The organism is Clostridium intestinale DSM 6191, assembly GCF_900130055.1.
Classification (GTDB): domain Bacteria; phylum Bacillota; class Clostridia; order Clostridiales; family Clostridiaceae; genus Clostridium_T; species Clostridium_T intestinale.
Window position 1 is genome coordinate 89,627 of sequence record NZ_FQXU01000003.1, and the last position, 16,234, is coordinate 105,860.

The 16,234-nt window shown below is 28.7% G+C and carries 24 protein-coding genes; 23 read left to right on the forward strand and 1 reads right to left on the reverse strand.

What is annotated here, in order from left to right:
- Positions 1-348: 348 nt before the first annotated feature.
- The 17 genes from BUA92_RS00475 to BUA92_RS00555 all read left to right on the forward strand — a co-directional run bounded on the left by BUA92_RS00475 (position 349) and on the right by BUA92_RS00555 (position 10,976).
- Positions 349-735: a hypothetical protein gene (locus BUA92_RS00475; RefSeq protein ID WP_073015785.1), complete on the forward strand. Its 387-nt coding sequence runs from the start codon at positions 349-351 to the stop codon at positions 733-735.
- A 316-nt stretch (positions 736-1,051) separates the two neighbouring features.
- The gene (locus BUA92_RS00480; protein ID WP_242950027.1) at positions 1,052-1,441 is read left to right on the forward strand and encodes a DUF5071 domain-containing protein; all 390 of its coding nucleotides are present in this window, start codon (positions 1,052-1,054) and stop codon (positions 1,439-1,441) included.
- 111 nt (positions 1,442-1,552) lie between these two features.
- Positions 1,553-2,278 carry a hypothetical protein gene (locus BUA92_RS00485; protein ID WP_073015789.1) on the forward strand — a complete coding sequence of 242 codons (726 nt, stop codon included), beginning with the start codon at positions 1,553-1,555 and terminating at the stop codon, positions 2,276-2,278.
- A gap of 233 nt (positions 2,279-2,511) precedes the next feature.
- Positions 2,512-2,940, forward strand: a complete 429-nt coding sequence (locus BUA92_RS00490) for a hypothetical protein (protein WP_073015791.1) — start codon at positions 2,512-2,514, stop codon at positions 2,938-2,940.
- Between the two features lie 57 nt (positions 2,941-2,997).
- Positions 2,998-3,534: a hypothetical protein gene (locus BUA92_RS00495; RefSeq protein ID WP_073015794.1), complete on the forward strand. Its 537-nt coding sequence runs from the start codon at positions 2,998-3,000 to the stop codon at positions 3,532-3,534.
- 227 nt (positions 3,535-3,761) lie between these two features.
- Entirely contained in the window at positions 3,762-4,136 is a 375-nt protein-coding gene (locus BUA92_RS00500) for a cytidine deaminase family protein (RefSeq protein ID WP_073015796.1), read from the forward strand.
- Between the two features lie 282 nt (positions 4,137-4,418).
- A complete protein-coding gene (locus BUA92_RS00505) occupies positions 4,419-4,787 on the forward strand; it encodes a nuclear transport factor 2 family protein (RefSeq protein ID WP_073015798.1) in 369 nt (122 codons plus the stop codon).
- 77 nt (positions 4,788-4,864) lie between these two features.
- Positions 4,865-5,053, forward strand: coding sequence for a DUF6440 family protein (locus tag BUA92_RS00510; protein WP_073015800.1), 189 nt, complete (start codon positions 4,865-4,867; stop codon positions 5,051-5,053).
- A gap of 270 nt (positions 5,054-5,323) precedes the next feature.
- Positions 5,324-5,821: a VanZ family protein gene (locus tag BUA92_RS00515; protein WP_139259251.1), complete on the forward strand. Its 498-nt coding sequence runs from the start codon at positions 5,324-5,326 to the stop codon at positions 5,819-5,821.
- 309 nt (positions 5,822-6,130) lie between these two features.
- Positions 6,131-6,685, forward strand: a complete 555-nt coding sequence (locus tag BUA92_RS00520) for a GNAT family N-acetyltransferase (RefSeq protein WP_073015804.1) — start codon at positions 6,131-6,133, stop codon at positions 6,683-6,685.
- Complete coding sequence (locus BUA92_RS23455; protein WP_073015807.1) at positions 6,670-6,888, forward strand: hypothetical protein; 219 nt, start codon at positions 6,670-6,672, stop codon at positions 6,886-6,888. Before BUA92_RS00520 ends, BUA92_RS23455 begins: the two co-directional genes overlap by 16 nt.
- A gap of 200 nt (positions 6,889-7,088) precedes the next feature.
- Positions 7,089-7,574, forward strand: a complete 486-nt coding sequence (locus tag BUA92_RS00530) for a GNAT family N-acetyltransferase (RefSeq protein WP_073015811.1) — start codon at positions 7,089-7,091, stop codon at positions 7,572-7,574.
- A gap of 269 nt (positions 7,575-7,843) precedes the next feature.
- Entirely contained in the window at positions 7,844-8,218 is a 375-nt protein-coding gene (locus BUA92_RS00535; protein WP_073015813.1) for a hypothetical protein, read from the forward strand.
- A gap of 26 nt (positions 8,219-8,244) precedes the next feature.
- The gene (locus BUA92_RS00540; RefSeq protein WP_073015815.1) at positions 8,245-9,105 is read left to right on the forward strand and encodes a metallophosphoesterase family protein; all 861 of its coding nucleotides are present in this window, start codon (positions 8,245-8,247) and stop codon (positions 9,103-9,105) included.
- A gap of 20 nt (positions 9,106-9,125) precedes the next feature.
- Positions 9,126-9,389 carry a class I SAM-dependent methyltransferase gene (locus BUA92_RS00545; RefSeq protein ID WP_073015817.1) on the forward strand — a complete coding sequence of 88 codons (264 nt, stop codon included), beginning with the start codon at positions 9,126-9,128 and terminating at the stop codon, positions 9,387-9,389.
- Between the two features lie 11 nt (positions 9,390-9,400).
- Positions 9,401-9,655 (forward strand): hypothetical protein, encoded by a 255-nt coding sequence (locus BUA92_RS00550; RefSeq protein ID WP_139259253.1) that lies wholly within the window; start codon positions 9,401-9,403, stop codon positions 9,653-9,655.
- A gap of 58 nt (positions 9,656-9,713) precedes the next feature.
- Entirely contained in the window at positions 9,714-10,976 is a 1,263-nt protein-coding gene (locus tag BUA92_RS00555; protein WP_073015821.1) for a hypothetical protein, read from the forward strand.
- 121 nt (positions 10,977-11,097) lie between these two features.
- Here BUA92_RS00555 and BUA92_RS00560 read toward each other — a convergent pair whose 3' ends face one another.
- Positions 11,098-11,577 carry a YbaK/EbsC family protein gene (locus BUA92_RS00560; RefSeq protein WP_073015823.1) on the reverse strand — a complete coding sequence of 160 codons (480 nt, stop codon included), beginning with the start codon at positions 11,575-11,577 and terminating at the stop codon, positions 11,098-11,100.
- A 124-nt stretch (positions 11,578-11,701) separates the two neighbouring features.
- Between BUA92_RS00560 and BUA92_RS00565 the strand changes: the two genes are divergently transcribed.
- The 6 genes from BUA92_RS00565 (at position 11,702) to BUA92_RS00590 (ending at position 16,216) form a co-directional block, all read left to right on the forward strand.
- Positions 11,702-12,256, forward strand: a complete 555-nt coding sequence (locus tag BUA92_RS00565; protein ID WP_073015825.1) for a helix-turn-helix domain-containing protein — start codon at positions 11,702-11,704, stop codon at positions 12,254-12,256.
- A 28-nt stretch (positions 12,257-12,284) separates the two neighbouring features.
- On the forward strand, positions 12,285-12,929 hold the full coding sequence (locus BUA92_RS00570) for an alanyl-tRNA editing protein (protein ID WP_073015827.1): 645 nt from the start codon (positions 12,285-12,287) through the stop codon (positions 12,927-12,929).
- Between the two features lie 479 nt (positions 12,930-13,408).
- A complete protein-coding gene (locus tag BUA92_RS23505; protein ID WP_242950028.1) occupies positions 13,409-13,552 on the forward strand; it encodes a hypothetical protein in 144 nt (47 codons plus the stop codon).
- 264 nt (positions 13,553-13,816) lie between these two features.
- Positions 13,817-14,722, forward strand: coding sequence for a DUF4351 domain-containing protein (locus BUA92_RS00580; protein ID WP_073015829.1), 906 nt, complete (start codon positions 13,817-13,819; stop codon positions 14,720-14,722).
- Positions 14,723-15,207: 485 nt separating this feature from the next.
- Complete coding sequence (locus BUA92_RS00585; protein ID WP_073015830.1) at positions 15,208-15,639, forward strand: hypothetical protein; 432 nt, start codon at positions 15,208-15,210, stop codon at positions 15,637-15,639.
- A 22-nt stretch (positions 15,640-15,661) separates the two neighbouring features.
- A complete protein-coding gene (locus BUA92_RS00590; protein WP_073015831.1) occupies positions 15,662-16,216 on the forward strand; it encodes a hypothetical protein in 555 nt (184 codons plus the stop codon).
- Positions 16,217-16,234 lie beyond the last annotated feature (18 nt).

Consider the following 16,234-nt stretch of genomic DNA (forward strand, 5'->3'; position numbering starts at 1 on the left):
TGAATGTCTGAATGTCTGAATGTCTGAATGTCTGAATGTCTGAATGTCTGAATGTCTGAATGTCTGAATGTCTGAATGTCTGAATGTCTGAATGTCCGAATATCTGAATATCAGAATGTCTGCACCTCTATTTGGTAGAAGCGATCCTCAGCTTCAATCTAATCCTCTTAACCTCTATTCGGTAGGCGTGTTTTTCAGTGCCAGTCTAATCCTTTTAGTATAATAAAAAAGGAATTTTATGAAGCTTTTGAAAAGAAAAGCTTCTACATAGTAGGAGTGTATAATATTTATAAGTAAAAGAAGAACTTATTTTGAGGTTAAAGAATATTATGGGAATAAGGAGATAAAATGGGGAATTTAAATAAAGATAATGAAATATTACAAGGGGAAGAAAAAATCGAGAAGTTTGGTGTTTGGGGGGAAGTTAAGGGAGGACATACTGTGATGGAGTTTGATATAGCTGATTTAGTGGAAGAAAAGCTTAAAAATGACCCTGTAAAAAATACTGCTATTGAGACGAAACAAGAGAAGAAAGTTGCTATACAAAGGGAGTATGATCATTCAGATTCTAAATATAAAAAGAGTTTTTACCTTGGTTTTCCTGTAATAAGTATGTTAAATGACTTAAGAGGAAACCATCAAAATATAAATGTGAGAGTCAGTAAAATTGTTGAAAGTGCAATAAAGCATTATTATAAATACATTATGGAAGAAGGCGGAATCCAAGAAGATTAGTTCTTTTAAGGTTTTATGCATAAAAGGTAGTAATATTCTAGTTTGAACTGCTCATTGTTAAGTAGACAAGGGGCAGTTCAAACTAGTAAGTGGTGTTTTTTGGTTAGCATTTCAAAATTTGTATTATGTATTTTGGAATTAATATAAAGTTAGCGATTCTTGGGAAAGTGAAGAGTATGGTAAATTTTTATTTATTATAATATCTTGAGATGGTACAATTTAGTAAGATATATTTATTTAAAGGGGAAAATAATATGTTTTAATTTACGAAATATAACGAACTAGGCATTATCTATATTTTATGTAGGAGGTAATGATGACGTTAAGAGATTTAATCCCAAAAGACAAATTTGATAACTCAACAATTAAGCAGCTTTGTAAGTTAACTGATAATGAAATAAGACCTATTATTTTCGATTTATTGGAGTGGCTGCAAGATTATAATTGGCCGATAGCAAAAGATATTTTACCAATTGTTATTTTACATCAAAATATTGCTATACCGCACATTATAACAATTTTGCAAGGCAATAATATGATGTGGAAATATTGGATTATAGAATTAGTGATACCATATTTGATATATCCAAATAAGCAACTGTTAAAAAGTGAGCTGGAAAGATTATCTTCTTTTGAAATTATTAATGACGATATTGATGAAATAGTTAAAATGTCAAAAAATTGCCTTACGGTGTACTATACCTAAAAAGTATAATTTCTCATTAGAATGTTTTTATAATACCTGATCAGATAAAGATGGCATAATTAAATTTGGTAAAATAGTGAATATATTTATATTGAAATGAGGATAAGTTAGATGCCAACGTTAAGGAATATTGAATTACACGTAAGTTATATACCAAGCAAAGGAATTGAGGATTTACTTGTTGGAAAGAGTAATGAAGAGCAGAATAAGATTACAACAGAAGATTATAACAATAACTTTAAACAAAGAAATTTTAAATTTAGATTGCAAACAAGAAATATTACTGCTTTTTATGAGAGATGTTTAAAAGGTTATAAGAATGATAAATGTTGTAAGATAAACATAGAGTGTTCTCCAAACTCAGTTATAAGATCTAGTGTAGTACTAGGAATATATGCAGTTCATATACCTTATGATATTGATGATTTTTTTAAGCTTAATGATTTTGATAAGAAGAGAAAAACTCTTGACTTAATTAACATAGCAATAGAACATATTGTAGAAAAAGAGCAATGGGACAAAATAAGATTTGATGAGGCTTATAATCAAATTATCTCTGAAAACTACATTAATACGTGGATATGGAAGAAGCAAAAACATAGCCCTAATAGAAAATATATTGCTAAAGTCTTTTGTAAACATGATATATATTACTGCGATATTGGAATAATTATTGTTGACAAGAGTGGGCAAATAATTAAGAAGGAAGTTGTTGTAACAGAGATTCCTGATGAGTGGATGTTCATAAAATATTTTGGTGATTTAAAATGGATATCTAACAATGAACTAGAGTTTATTGGTAAAGACGGTAATTCACGATTCACTATTAAAATTTAAGAAGATTAAAATTGAATATAAATTTATGATGATACCGTATTATTCAAATGAATTTACGGTGTTTTTTAGTTCTCAATTCAAAAATAGTACTTAGTATTTTAAAAATAACGTGAAGTAATAGACTCCTTGAAAATTGAATAATAAGGTAATAATAATAATTTTTTTAAAGTTAAAATCATGATATACTTTTTATAGAAACATACTAAATATTATTTTTTAACATAGGAGAACAAATGAAGGATATATTAAATTATGTGTTTTTAGGAACAGGAGCTTTTATTTTATTGTTTGTTATTTATTTTGTAGAAAAAAATATTTTAGGAGCTAAAAAACTTTTGATGATACAAGGAAAGATCTTTATCCCTATAGAGATAATATTTACAGCAATAAAATGGTATAAAACTAATGAAATATTTGGACCCAAAAATTATTTTGGATTATTTCTTGTTTTGAATTCTTTTATCCTTGCTCTGTTAATAATAACTGACTTTTTATCAAAAAATTTGATTATTTATTCTATGAATAATATATATTTTGATAAAAGAAATTATAAATATGTTTTAGCTATAGCAATACAAGTATGTAATTCTATTTTTTGTTCACTTGGAACAATTCTGTTTATTATAAATGATTTTATAATAAAGCTTAATTTCATGAATTAGCAGCATATATTTTTAGTTAATTATTTTAAAAAATTATTATATAAATATGAGGAAAACATGAGTGAAAATAAATTAAATCAGTGTAAAAACATTGATAAGACTATATATCCAAAGCAATTTACAGCCTATTTTATGGTTAGTATTTTTATTACTGTAGCATTGTTTTTTATTACATACATCCTAATTAGAAAAGCTCCCTTAGAAGATATTAAGACTAGTGATGTATTTCTTATGACCTCTTGGTTAGTTATAGTCACACTGATTATATTTAACTATGCTATAACAATTCTATTTTTAATCAAAAAGAAAATAAAAATAGAAATTAGGGATGGAGCCATAGAATTAAAGAAGGTATTCAGTAAAAAGAAATTTGAATTTTATGTAATAGAGTCTATTAGAATAGACCAGTTAAATTTTCGATATCCACTAACTTTTGTAATAATTAAGGGGAAGAAAAAAACTAATAAATTTATTAATAGATATATAATGTTTCCTAAATCGTGGTTTTCTACTAAAGATATAAAATATATAGTAAAAATTATAAAAAAGTATAATGATAAGGTAAGTATTGATGGAATGTGGAGTTTAGATTAATAGTATATAAGAAGAAACCAAATAAATATTTTTGAAATACCGTATTATTCAAATGAATAAGCGGTGTTTTTTGCTTTGAAATACAAAAATAGTACTTAGTGTTTTGAAATTATTGCGAAGTAAGTGGTTCTTTGAAAAGTGAATAATATGGCATTGGATAAATATGATATAATTAATTCAAATGAACAACGAATATGCGAATAAAATATATATAAGGAGATAAGATTATGGAGTTTAGCAAGCTGTATGAAATTGCTAAGGCTACATTAAACCCACATGAGCTATCACGTAGTGCTTATGCAGGTTCTGTTGCTGCAGCAATAATTACTGAAAAAGGCAATGTATATAAAGGAGTTTGTATTGATGCGCCATCTTCAATGGGATTTTGTGCTGAACATGCAGCGATTGCTGCAATGATAACGGCAGGAGAAAGTCGTATAGTAAGAATGGTGGCTGTTTATCATACAGGTGAGGTAGTTCCACCTTGTGGGAGATGTAGAGAATTTATAAATCAGATTGATGATAATAATTATAAATGTGAAGTAATGTTAAAGGATAAAATTCTTACAATATCAGATTTACTTCCAGAACGATGGAATTAATCATTTAAAATATAAATAATTAAATCCAATTTATAGAGTATGTAAAATAAATATCAAATTAAGAATATTAAATTATTGAAAATACCGTATTATTTAAATGAATTTACGGTATTTTTTACTTCGCAATATAATTTAGTTCGCAATACAAAAATAGTACTTAGTATTTTGAAATCATTGTGAAGTTGGGGGTTCTTTAAAAATTGAATAATATAGTATTAGATAAATATAGTATAATTAACTGACAACTATAAATTTTAAGTAATTAAAAAAGGGGAGATGAAAATGGAGTTGTTAGAAAAACACCTACTACAACTCGAAACTGATTTATTAAAACCAGAAATAAGGCAATCAATAGAAAAGACAAGTGAATTGCTATTAGATGGATTTGTTGAATTTTGTAGTTCAGGATATATATGGCATTATAATAAAGGCGAATCGGTTGATGAACAGATAAAACAAATAGATTGGCAAATAAAGGACTTTGCAGTAAATCAATTAAGTAATGATTGTATATTGGCAACATATAAGTTAATAAAGAATGGTGAAATAAATGAAAACAAAAAATATTCACTTCGTAGTTCTATATGGAAGTGTTTTGATGGAAAATGGAAAATTTTTTTTCACCAAGGCACATTAACATCTAAATTCTAAGAGAAAATTACTATTAGGACACATAATGTTTTTATATATTATACAGATGAAATGCAATTTATATGGAGGGATTTTATATGTTTGGAAAAGAAAAAAAAGAAAAAAGATTTGTTGTTAAAGAGGAACAGTCATTATTAATTGGTGCAGCAGTATATATTGTTGTCGATATTCAGACAGGAGTCAATTACTTAATGACAGTTGGAAATGGTCTGAATGGAATTACACCGTTATTAGATTCAAATGGTAGTGTAGTAATTGATAGATAGTAGGTTTGAGATAATATAAGTTTAATTAAGTTATGTAGTATCTTATAAATAAAACCAAATATAAAGTTATTAGTATACCGTATTATTCAAATGAATAAGCGGTATTTTTTGGTTCGCAATACAAAAGTAATACTAAGTATTGTGAATTTATTATAAAGCAAGTGCTTCTTTTAAAATTGAATAATACGGTGTTGGGTAAATGTGATATAATTTATACATAATTGTAAAATAATGCGTATTAAGTTTTAAAAATGGCGGGGAGAGAAAATATTGAATAAGAAACTAACTTCAAAAGGTCTTAAATTATTAATTTCGTTCTTTTTTATAGTTTATTTAGCAGTTCTTGTGAACGTGATTATCTTAAAAGATGGAACTGCTTTAGTTATGGCGAAACACAGAACTCAAATACCTTTTTCACAAAAAATAACCCAAATAAATATTATTCCTTTAGTAAATACAATAATTCCATATTTACAAGGCGGACCCTCTATCCGTATCTCAATTGAAAACTTATTAGGTAATATTTTTGCTTTTAGTCCACTTGGATTTTTCTTGCCTTTATTGTTTAAGAAATGTAATAGGCTTAAAAATACCTTGTTAGTGTCTTTGATTATAAGTCTGCTCATGGAAGTGGTGCAATTGATATTTTCCATGGGGGCTTGTGATATAGATGATATAATCTTGAATGTTTTTGGTTCTCTTTTAGGGTTTGGAGTATATTATTTATTTGGGAATTTGTATAAAAGAAAAGTTGACATTCTTTCATGATATTCTTATATTATTCAAATAAAATTAAATATTAAGTTATTATGATACCGTATTATTCAAATGAATAAGCGGTATTTTTAACTTTGCAGTACAAAAAGTTAATTCAAAACATGAATTTAATATGAGTTTAACTGTGCAATAATATTCTCTCTTGATTAATTAAGGAGATATTGGATAAAAATGATATAATTGTAAGAGGATGCGGAGTTAAATTATAGAGCTAATTAGTAATTTTTAAGAGAAAATAATTAACTATTTTTATGGAATACTATGTAAAAAATTTATACTTAGTACAGGAGGAATAAACGAGTGAAGCATGCAGGGACACAAGCAATAAAAACTACACGATTGACATTAAGAAAACTGGAGCTTACTGATGCTGAAATGATGTTTAAGAATTGGACAAGTGATGATGAAGTTACACGCTTTTTGAGGTGGGATGCACATAAAACAATTGATGATAGCAAGAAAATGATTCAAATGTGGGTTAACAAGTATCAATCTGATTCCACTTATTACTGGGGAATGTATCTAAAAGACGGCGAAATGATTGGCTCCATTGGAATCTTGATAACTTCAGAACATGACTTCAAGGCTGAATTAGGTTACAAGATCGGTAGCCGTTGGTGGGGTCAAGGATATACTAGCGAAGCGGCAAGAGCTGTTATTGATTACATGTTTAAAAATACGGATGTTGAACGAATTGAATCATATAACTCATTAGAAAATCCTGCTTCAGGGAAAGTGATGGAAAAGGTTGGAATGAGCAAGGAAGGCTTTTTACGACATAACTATAAAACCCGTGACGGCTTTCAAGATTGTACTTTATTCGGAATAATACGAGATGAATGGGAACAAATATAATAAACAGTTGGAGCATCTATATTGCTAAATCAATTTGGATTAATTACAGGGAAGCAAAAGTTAAGATGATAGAAAAATATCTTTTATCAAAGGGAATTAAAAAAACTATAGTATTGAAGCGAGCATTGGAAGGCTGTTTGCCAGTAAAGGTAAGAAGAAAAGTTGAAGATATATTAAATCATGAGTTTATAAATAAAAAGTGAATAGATTTCTAAACTAACGTACTATTCAAATGAATTTGCGGCATTTTTACACGCAATAGTAATTTATTGCGAAGTAAATATGCTCTTTGAAAGTTGAATAATACGGTGTTGGAATAATATGATATAATTTATTCATAACTGTTAAATATTACAAAATAAAAAGATCTCAATAATATTGGTAAGGGTGGGGTTAAGTTATTATGAATTTGAAGGATATTAACTACAAAAGAGCTTCTGTTGAAAATGTTTATGCTATCCTAAATATCATTGTAAGATGTATGAAAGAGGTTAATTACAAAGACTATACGAATGAGCAATTTAATAAATATCTAAGCATGTTTACGAAAGAATGGTTAACTAATATTATTGCAACAAGGCACTATTATGAAGCTTGGTATGATGGGGAAATTATAGCTGCAGGTGGAGTTAGTCGAGATTACAGACAAGACAAGCAAAGCTATTTTACTGCAATATTTGTTAACCCTGATTTTCATGGATTAGGAGTAGGAAAAGATTTGATTTTGTTTTTGGAACAAGATGAATGGTGCCTTGATAGTAATTTGATTGAAATTCCATCGTCTAAAAGTTCACATGGATTTTATTATAAATTAGGATATCAGTATCGCACAAACCCACCAATTTTTAATGAAGATGATGGATCTACAATTATGTATAAGTACAGATAAGAAGTGTAATTTATTAATATTCAAGAACAACTTTATTAATATTATACAAATAGAATTCCATATGAGGTTATAAAAAACACCGTAATATTCAAATGAATTTACGGTGTTTTTTACTTCGCTATTCAAAAATAATAACAGGTATGAATTTATGGCGAAGTAAGTGCTTCTTTGAAAATTGAACAATGTGGTATTGGATAAATATGATATAATTGTAAGAGGATACTAAGTTAAATTATAGGGCTAAATAATAATTTGATGGAGGGATAATAATGTCTATAGAAAAATTTGCTAATGAATTTTGGGAGTGTGTTGCATCTCAAGATAAAGATGAGTTAAGAAAATATTTCTGTGAAGATGCAACTATCAGATGGCACTGCACAAATGAATGTTTTAGTGTTGATGAGTATATTATTGCAAACTGTGAGTATCCAGGAACATGGAATGGTGAAGTTGAGCGTATTGTTCAATTAGATAATAGCATTATTACGGTTACACGAGTTTGGGATGAAAGCATGTCTTTTCACGCAACTTCATTTTTTATAATAGAGAATAATAAAATTAAAGAACTTGATGAATATTTTGGAGATGATGGTTCTGCTCCAAAATGGAGATTAGATAAACAAATTGGAAAACCTATTAAGTAAATAGTAAATTTGTGGGGGAGTAGAAAATGGATATAGCAGTCTTATCAGATGTTCATGGCAATTACATTGCATTAGAGCGTTGCCTTGAATATGCACTTTCACGTAATATTAATACGTTTTTCTTTTTGGGTGATTATGTTGGCGAATTAGCTTACCCTGAGAGGACAATGAAAATACTATATGATTTTAATGAAAAATATAAATGTTATTTCATCAAGGGAAATAAGGAAGATTACTGGCTGAAATATCGTGCTGATGGTGAAAAAGGTTGGGAAGACAAAAATTCTGCTAGTGGTTCATTACTATATACGTATCAATCACTTACATCTAAAGATTTGAATTTTTTTGCACAGTTACAACCAGTGAAAGAGATAACAATAGATGATATGACAGCAATAACTATTTGCCATGGTTCTCCTTATAAAATAAATGAAAAGATGTTGCTAGATGATAATAAGACTATAGAAATTATGAACAGGGTAAAAACTTCAATTATCTTATGTGGTCATTCCCATATACAATGTAAAATTGTACATAACGATAAATGTGTTCTAAACCCTGGGGCTGTTGGAGTACCTCTTTTTAGTGAAGGAAAGACGCAGTTTTTGATATTGCATGGAAATGGTGAGGAATGGTCAGAGGAATTTATAAGTCTTGAGTATGATGTTGATGGTGTAATCAGAGATATGGATGAAGTTAAGCTTGATGAACACGCATATTACTGGAGTGTGTTAACTAAAAATATACTGCGTGGAGGTAATACATCACATGGTAAAATTCTATCAAGAGCTATGGAGTTATGTAGAGAAAAAACTGGTAATTGTGTTTGGCCTAATATTCCTGAAAAGTGTTGGAAACAGGCTATAAAGGAGTTAATAGGATTATAAATGTATGTGGAGGCTTTATTATGGAGGGAAATGAAAGTTATAAAACTGCATACGCAGCAGCCTATGCAAGATTGATTGAGCAACATGAACCTACAGAAACGAGATTATTTAATGATATATTTGTTAAAAACTTTTTTAGTAAGTATATTAATTCTATTATGAAGTTTGGTGCTATTAGAAAATTCATGATTTCAATGTATAACTCAACATCCATAGGGCTTTATGGATTACAAGTGTGTAGAACAAAATATATTGATGAAAAGCTTCATATGGAAGTGCACTAGTATTTACTTATGTGTTAAAAAGCGTGATTGATGGAACTGAGAGTAAGGTAGGTGCAGAAGCATTGACTACTTTATTTAAAGCAGGAGGAGAACCTTGGAGTTTTGGTCTAAACCCATCAGAAGTAGATAACTTCATAAAACAATATAACCTTAAGCTTATTGAGAACGTAGGAATGTCTTACTATGAAGAAAATTATCTAAAATGTATAAATAGAAAACTACATGTATCACCCATTGAAAGAGTCGTTTATGCAGAACTAATTTAAAATAGTCTGATATTGTGTACTCATTATAAGTATTAGGTGGAAGGAAGGGTGTAGTAAAATGCCAAATAGTCATCTTAATTATCAAGTTGAAGCATGGGATACACTTCAACACCTTTTCAGAGTTAAAAATATTAATGACCATACATTGCATTTTGTAGCAACACTTGCAGAAAAACTTGACTTAGGTCGATTTAAACAGGCAGTAAATATTTCAGCCAAAGTATTTCCTCTTATTAGAAGTAGTTTCAATGAAAATAAAAATCAAGCTTACTGGGAGGATAAGGGATATACAGCAGATGATATTGTAAAGCTTGTAGTAACATCGAATGTGGATAAAAGTATTAATGCATTTATCTGCAAAGAAATAGATACACTAAATGGGCCGCAGCTTAAGATTGAGGTTATTCGAGATGACAAAAATGACACTCTCTGTGTTGTAATTAACCATATGTTATGTGATGCTGCTGGATTTAAGGATTATCTTTATATGCTGGCTGACATTTATTCAAACATGAAAGAAAAGTCAAACTATTTTCCAAAACCAATTGGCAATAGAAGGATAAGCCAAATATTAAAGGCGTTTTCAGCAGGTGAGAAATTAAAAATCATATTTAGTAAAAATGATATGTTTTCCCTTGATCCAGCTAAGTTTGAACTTGAGGGGGATACTAGTAACCCTTTTATTGAGATTCGTGAGATTTCAAAAGAGCGTTTTTATCAAATTAAAGCCTATGCCAAAAAGCATGATGCTACCGTGAATGATGTCATCCTTACAGCTTACTTGAGGGTTCTTTCTCAAATATTTGGACGTGTTATTAGTATAACTTGTACAGTAGACATGAGAAAATATCTTCCGAGTAGAAAAGCAGAAGGTATTTGCAATTTATGTACTAATCTTACTTGCGATATAGGTTCTGAGATTGGTACAGAATTTGAACAAACTCTTGGTAAAGTAAAAAGGGTAATGGATAAAGAAAAATTAAATATTGCCTGCGTTAAAAGTATCAATTTAATGGAAAAGGTTTTTGATATATTCCCTTATAAATTGGCAAGGGGTATCGTAAAAAAGAAATTTACTAATCCATTAATTGCATTCACCAATATAGGGATACTTGATAAGACAAGGCTTAAGTTTGGGAAAGTTGAAATTACTAAAGCATATATGACTGGTTCAATTAAATATAGTCCCTATTTTCAGTTAGCTATCTCAACATTTGATAATCAGGCAATACTTAGTGTTAATCTTTATGGAACCCAATCTGACAGAAATACAATATCGTTCTTTTTAGATAAACTTGTTAAAGAGTTAAATGAAGACTAGCTAAACGTTCCTTGTAATTGACTCTTTGAAAATTTAATGCTGTGTTGGAATATAATAAACTCATAATTAATTTCGTGACAAATAGCCATAAGATACTTAAAAAAATATCCTATGGCTACACTTATTTAACACAAATAATATTTCCCTTTGTTATTTCTGCCAAAATTTTAGGAGTTAATTTAAAAACAGCATTAGGAGTTCCAGCAGCAGCCCAAATTTCTTCGTACTGCATTAAATCTTCATCTATAAAGGTAGCTATAGGAGTTTTGTGTCCAATAGGCGGAATTCCACCAATTGCAAAACCTGTATGTTCCAAAACAAAGTCTGCATCTGCTTTCCCTAATTTTTCACCAATATATTCCTTGATCGCCTTTTCATTAATTCTATTTGTACCACTTGCTATAATCAATATAGGATTTTTAGTTGTTTTACCCTGGAAAATTAATGATTTGGCTATTTGACTTACTGTACAGCCTATTGTATTTGCTGCTTCTTGTGCAGTACGGGTAGAATCGGATAGCTCTATTACATTAAGCTCAAATCCAAATTCATTTAGTACACTTTGCACTTTTTCTGCGCTCTTCTTTAAGTTAGATGACATAAAAGTTCCCTCCTTTAATTGTGCTTATAATTTTTTTTCACATAATATAGTAAATATGTAATTACTGTTGTATAATATATTATACATACGTTCAGAATAACATACAACCCTTGGGGGAATTTATATGAAGGACTTTAACTTGATAATAGGTAAAAATTTAAATAAAATAAGAAAACAAAAAAAATTGAGCCTTGATAAGGTTGCAGAACTTACTGGAGTAAGTAAAGCGATGTTAGCTCAAATAGAAAAAGGTAGTTCAAATCCAAGTGTATCTACTCTATGGAAAATCGCTACAGGACTAAATGTATCATTTTCTTATTTTATGGAAGAAGATGATATGGAAATTGTTTATATTTGTCACAATGATATTAAACCTATAGTAGAAAGTGATGAAAAAATGAGAGTGTTTCCTCTTTTCCCATATGATAACACTAGAAGATTTGAAGTATTTACTATTGAACTTGAGGCGGGTTGTAATCATCAATCATTGCCACACAATGAGGGGACTGAAGAGTATATTATTGTTACAAAAGGGCAGATGGAAGTGGAAATAGGAACTTCAATATATAAGTTATCACATGGAGATGCGATAAGATATTTTGCAAATAAGCCACATTGTTATAGAAATATAACAAATGAAATAGTAAGTTTTCAACACATAATATATTATTTAAAATAGAAGTGAGATAGAGAAGAGAGGTTATGAAATGAGTGTTAAGAAGTTATTTTGGGAAAATCCTTACTTAACAAAAATTGAAGCAAAAGTAACGAGTGTAAACAGTAATGTTATTACTCTTGACCAAACAATTGCATTTGCTTTTTCAGGAGGTCAACAGTCTGATTCAGGAACTATAGGGGGATTTGAAATCGTAGAAGCCAAAAAGGAAGGAAAAGAAATTTTCTATACTATTGGAGACAACCATGACCTAGTACCGAATCAAAATGTTATAGTTACAATTGATTGGGAAAAGAGATATAGGTTGATGAAATTGCATTTTTCAGCTGAAATAATCTTGGAACTAGTGTATCAAAACTATAATCATCCTGATAAAATTGGAGCAAATATAACTTTTGATAAGGCAAGAGTAGACTTCTTTTGGGAAGGAAGAATTTCTGAAATATTTCCAGAACTCCTCAATAAAGCAAACAACATAATAAATTCAAACTTGGATATAGTTAGTGCTTTCGATGATGAGGAAAATGAAAAAAGATATTGGTACATAGAAGGGTTTGCAAAAGTTCCATGTGGAGGAACACATATAAGAAATACAGGAGAAATCGGCACGATATCTTTAAAAAGAAAAAATTTGGGCAGTGGTAAGGAAAGAATAGAAATATACCTACAGTCATAAGTGTAGGGTTTGATTAGTAAACAATGTTTTTATTACTCATATAAAACTAAATATAAAGTTATTATGATACCGTATTATTCAAATGAATTTACGGTATCTTTTTACGTTGCAATACAAAAAAGTTAGTTTAAAACCTGAAATTATTGCGAATTAAATGGTTCTTTGAAAAATGAATAATGGAGTTTTGGATAAATATGATATAATTAATTAATAATTGTAAAAAAAGCAGTTGCTATATTTAGCTTATGTGTTGCAATATTTATTTTTGGTATTTCAATTTTTATATTTTTAACAAGATGAATTTTAGTTTGAAAAGGAGTGAAGCGTTACAATGTAAATTTTTAACATAAATCTTAATATATACTATTCAGCACCAGAAAGAGTATGGGATAAATTAATACAGTTATATCAAGAGATGCCTTATTGGAATAGATTTGTACATGGTTGTCCCCAGTGGTATGGAGTTGGTGGAAAGTTGATTGAGGCAAGTGTTGAAGTTTTATGCTGAATTGCCAGAACAAGAATGGGACACATGGATTTCACTATTTAAAACTAAGGCGACATTATTATTAGAAAGAGAGTCCATTTTAAATATAAAAGCTCCTAAGCTTATAAGTTCATAAAAAGATTTACTGATCATAATAATAACATTTTATAATATCGCTCTGCTATAAACTTATAAAGGGTTATGGCAGAGTTTTTTATTTACCATCAATGAGCAGATAAATCAGAAATCAGAGAAATTTATTTATAAATTTATAAAGTATAGGAATATATGTTCTCTTAAGTGGTAATAATAATTAAGAGAACAAACGTTCTGGATATCGAGGGGCCTAATATTAAAATTATAATTAAGTTGTTTTGCTTAATTGAAATAGGAGGGTGAAATGGACTATAATAAAGTTGAAGATGCCATAATGAAAAAAGCTATGGATTACTTTAAGGATCATGCAATTAAGTTCTTTGGGATAGAAGATAAGGTAATAGCTCCAGCTGAAACTGAATTAAAAAATATTGAAATTAAAACAAATCAGATGGATTATTTATTCTATTTAGAAGATGGTACTTATCTACATTTCGAATTTCAAACTACAAATAAAAAAGATGATTTAAGTAGGTTTCTTTATTATGATGCTTCTTTATATTTCAAAAATAAAAGAAAAGTTAAAACAGTAATTATATATTCAGCTGATATTGAAAATACCAATAAGTACATAGATGCTGGTTCAATAAAATACTCTGTAGAAGTTTTTTACATGAGCAGTTTAAATGGTGATGACAGATTAAATTATTTAAAAGAAAAAATCTTAAATGGTTCAAATTTAACTGATGAGGATATTGTAAATCTTACAATGATTCCGTTAATGAAAAGTAAAAGAGACAAAAGTACGCAAACTATTAATTGTATAGAATTAGCTGATAAGATTAAAAATAGCGAAGATAAAAGCAAATGTACTACACTTCTGTATGCATTATTTGAGAAGTTTGGAGATGAATTATCAAAGAAAAAATTTCTGGAGGTGATATCAATGACCGAAATAGGAAAAATGATATATGAGGATGGAAAGTCTAAGGGTGAAGAAGAAGGACTTATTAGAGGAAAGGCTGAAGGTAAAGCCGAAGGAAAAGCTGAGGTTTTAATAAAGCAATTAGCAAAAAAATTTAAATCTATTCCTGAAGCTTACATTAATAAAATAAAGAAATTACCTGAAACTATTATAGAAACTATAGCTACAGATATTTTTGATTTAGAAAAAGTTGAAGATATTGAAAAATATTTTGAAACCAAATAAAAAGATTAAATCTTGCAGGTGAGATTATCTCATCTGCATTTTTACGATGAATAATAATATAAAATACTAAGGAAAAATGTGATTTTTTGGCCTTAAAAGAGGTAAGAGTTTAGACTATGGCCTTATATTTAAGTTAATGATACTACTTCAGAGTTTGTACCAGTGAGAAATAGAAATAAGGAGAGGGATAAATAATTCTATGATATCAAGTGAGGAAGAAAAAACTCCTCCTTTATTTTTCTATACGTAATTGCTGGAACTATAATCTATTTCTTATGTATGATAAGATATGGATTATAGTATTATTCAGTGAGTAAGTTAAATATTAATTTCTAGAGCAGGCTTGATTGACAATGAAAAAGTTGTAGTAAGTATTGTACAGCAAGTACGAATTTATTTGAGGGGTTTACGGGAGTTAGTATCATAATACGAAATGATAATATCTTTAATATCATATATAGAAATAAGTGTTTTGGGGGGAAATGATGAGTAAAAAAAGTAAATTAATAGCTTCAATTTTTGTAATAAGTATAATTGGTATAGCCCTATACTTTCTAAGGACTTACATAGGTGGGGATATTAATAATGTAAATCAATCTATACCACAGTCTGAAGTTTATAGTAATCAAGACATTGACGATGCAATGAATATTGTAAAGAGAAAATTTAAAAGCGAATTTAAGGGATGTATATTAACTGATTTATGGTATGACGAAGATATTAATGTTGCTTCATCAGATGAATGGGCAAGGCAATATAATTCACATGAGGCAATAGTTTTGTTATCAAATTTTAAGGTTAATTCTTCTGGTGGAGATGGTAGTCTTGATCCTAATTCTAAGTATACTGATTGGCAGTGGATTTTAGTGCGTGATAAAGAAAATAGTAAGTGGACACTTAAAACATGGGGATATTAACTTATTAAATTAAGGAGAAAAAATGAGAATAAAAAAGGTATATAAAGTTTCAATGATCATTGTTTTTTTAATAAGTATATTATCTATTTTTTACTTTAATAGCAAGACAATAATGTTCTCTTCAAATATGAACAAAGGTATTAATAACTATTGGAATGATAAGGTTAGTATTAAAGAAGTTAAAGACTTTGAAGTATATGGCAAGAAGTTTAAATTGGTATTAAGCACACCTATTAATAATGAAAAATACAAATATCTTAATTGCTATGAAGAGAAAATGAATGGATTGTATTATAAGAGTTATCAAGCCGCAGAGCAGGGTGGAAGTAATAGTTTATTTAGTTTCTCAACTATATTTGTAAATGACGTAGAAAACTATTTTACTATAGTATATGGATATAATAAAGACGCTGAAGTAGTTAGTTATGAAATTAAAGTTAGTGAACAAGAAAAAAGTATAGTTTCAAATGTATCAAGCAAAGAATACTTTATTGATGCATTTAAAGGTCATATTCAAGATATAGTAAAGGTTATAGGAGAAGATGGAAGCGATAAAATTAACGTTTTTGAAGATTAATCAAATGATGGGAGGAAA

Bases quoted from the DNA above. Each gene is read 5' to 3' on its own strand.
- BUA92_RS00540 (WP_073015815.1), top strand. From the start codon at position 8,245: ATGGATATAGCAGTCTTATCAGATGTTCATGGCAATTACATTGCATTA.
- BUA92_RS00570 (WP_073015827.1), top strand. From the start codon at position 12,285: ATGAGTGTTAAGAAGTTATTTTGGGAAAATCCTTACTTAACAAAAATT.
- BUA92_RS00585 (WP_073015830.1), top strand. From the start codon at position 15,208: ATGAGTAAAAAAAGTAAATTAATAGCTTCAATTTTTGTAATAAGTATA.
- BUA92_RS00505 (WP_073015798.1), top strand. From the start codon at position 4,419: ATGGAGTTGTTAGAAAAACACCTACTACAACTCGAAACTGATTTATTA.
- BUA92_RS00490 (WP_073015791.1), top strand. From the start codon at position 2,512: ATGAAGGATATATTAAATTATGTGTTTTTAGGAACAGGAGCTTTTATT.
- BUA92_RS00500 (WP_073015796.1), top strand. From the start codon at position 3,762: ATGGAGTTTAGCAAGCTGTATGAAATTGCTAAGGCTACATTAAACCCA.
- BUA92_RS00480 (WP_242950027.1), top strand. From the start codon at position 1,052: ATGACGTTAAGAGATTTAATCCCAAAAGACAAATTTGATAACTCAACA.
- BUA92_RS00545 (WP_073015817.1), top strand. From the start codon at position 9,126: ATGGAGGGAAATGAAAGTTATAAAACTGCATACGCAGCAGCCTATGCA.
- BUA92_RS00485 (WP_073015789.1), top strand. From the start codon at position 1,553: ATGCCAACGTTAAGGAATATTGAATTACACGTAAGTTATATACCAAGC.
- BUA92_RS00590 (WP_073015831.1), top strand. From the start codon at position 15,662: ATGAGAATAAAAAAGGTATATAAAGTTTCAATGATCATTGTTTTTTTA.
- BUA92_RS00475 (WP_073015785.1), top strand. From the start codon at position 349: ATGGGGAATTTAAATAAAGATAATGAAATATTACAAGGGGAAGAAAAA.
- BUA92_RS00580 (WP_073015829.1), top strand. From the start codon at position 13,817: ATGGACTATAATAAAGTTGAAGATGCCATAATGAAAAAAGCTATGGAT.
- BUA92_RS00555 (WP_073015821.1), top strand. From the start codon at position 9,714: ATGCCAAATAGTCATCTTAATTATCAAGTTGAAGCATGGGATACACTT.
- BUA92_RS00510 (WP_073015800.1), top strand. From the start codon at position 4,865: ATGTTTGGAAAAGAAAAAAAAGAAAAAAGATTTGTTGTTAAAGAGGAA.
- BUA92_RS23455 (WP_073015807.1), top strand. From the start codon at position 6,670: ATGGGAACAAATATAATAAACAGTTGGAGCATCTATATTGCTAAATCA.
- BUA92_RS00565 (WP_073015825.1), top strand. From the start codon at position 11,702: ATGAAGGACTTTAACTTGATAATAGGTAAAAATTTAAATAAAATAAGA.
- BUA92_RS00530 (WP_073015811.1), top strand. From the start codon at position 7,089: ATGAATTTGAAGGATATTAACTACAAAAGAGCTTCTGTTGAAAATGTT.
- BUA92_RS00535 (WP_073015813.1), top strand. From the start codon at position 7,844: ATGTCTATAGAAAAATTTGCTAATGAATTTTGGGAGTGTGTTGCATCT.
- BUA92_RS00560 (WP_073015823.1), bottom strand. From the start codon at position 11,577: ATGTCATCTAACTTAAAGAAGAGCGCAGAAAAAGTGCAAAGTGTACTA.
- BUA92_RS00495 (WP_073015794.1), top strand. From the start codon at position 2,998: ATGAGTGAAAATAAATTAAATCAGTGTAAAAACATTGATAAGACTATA.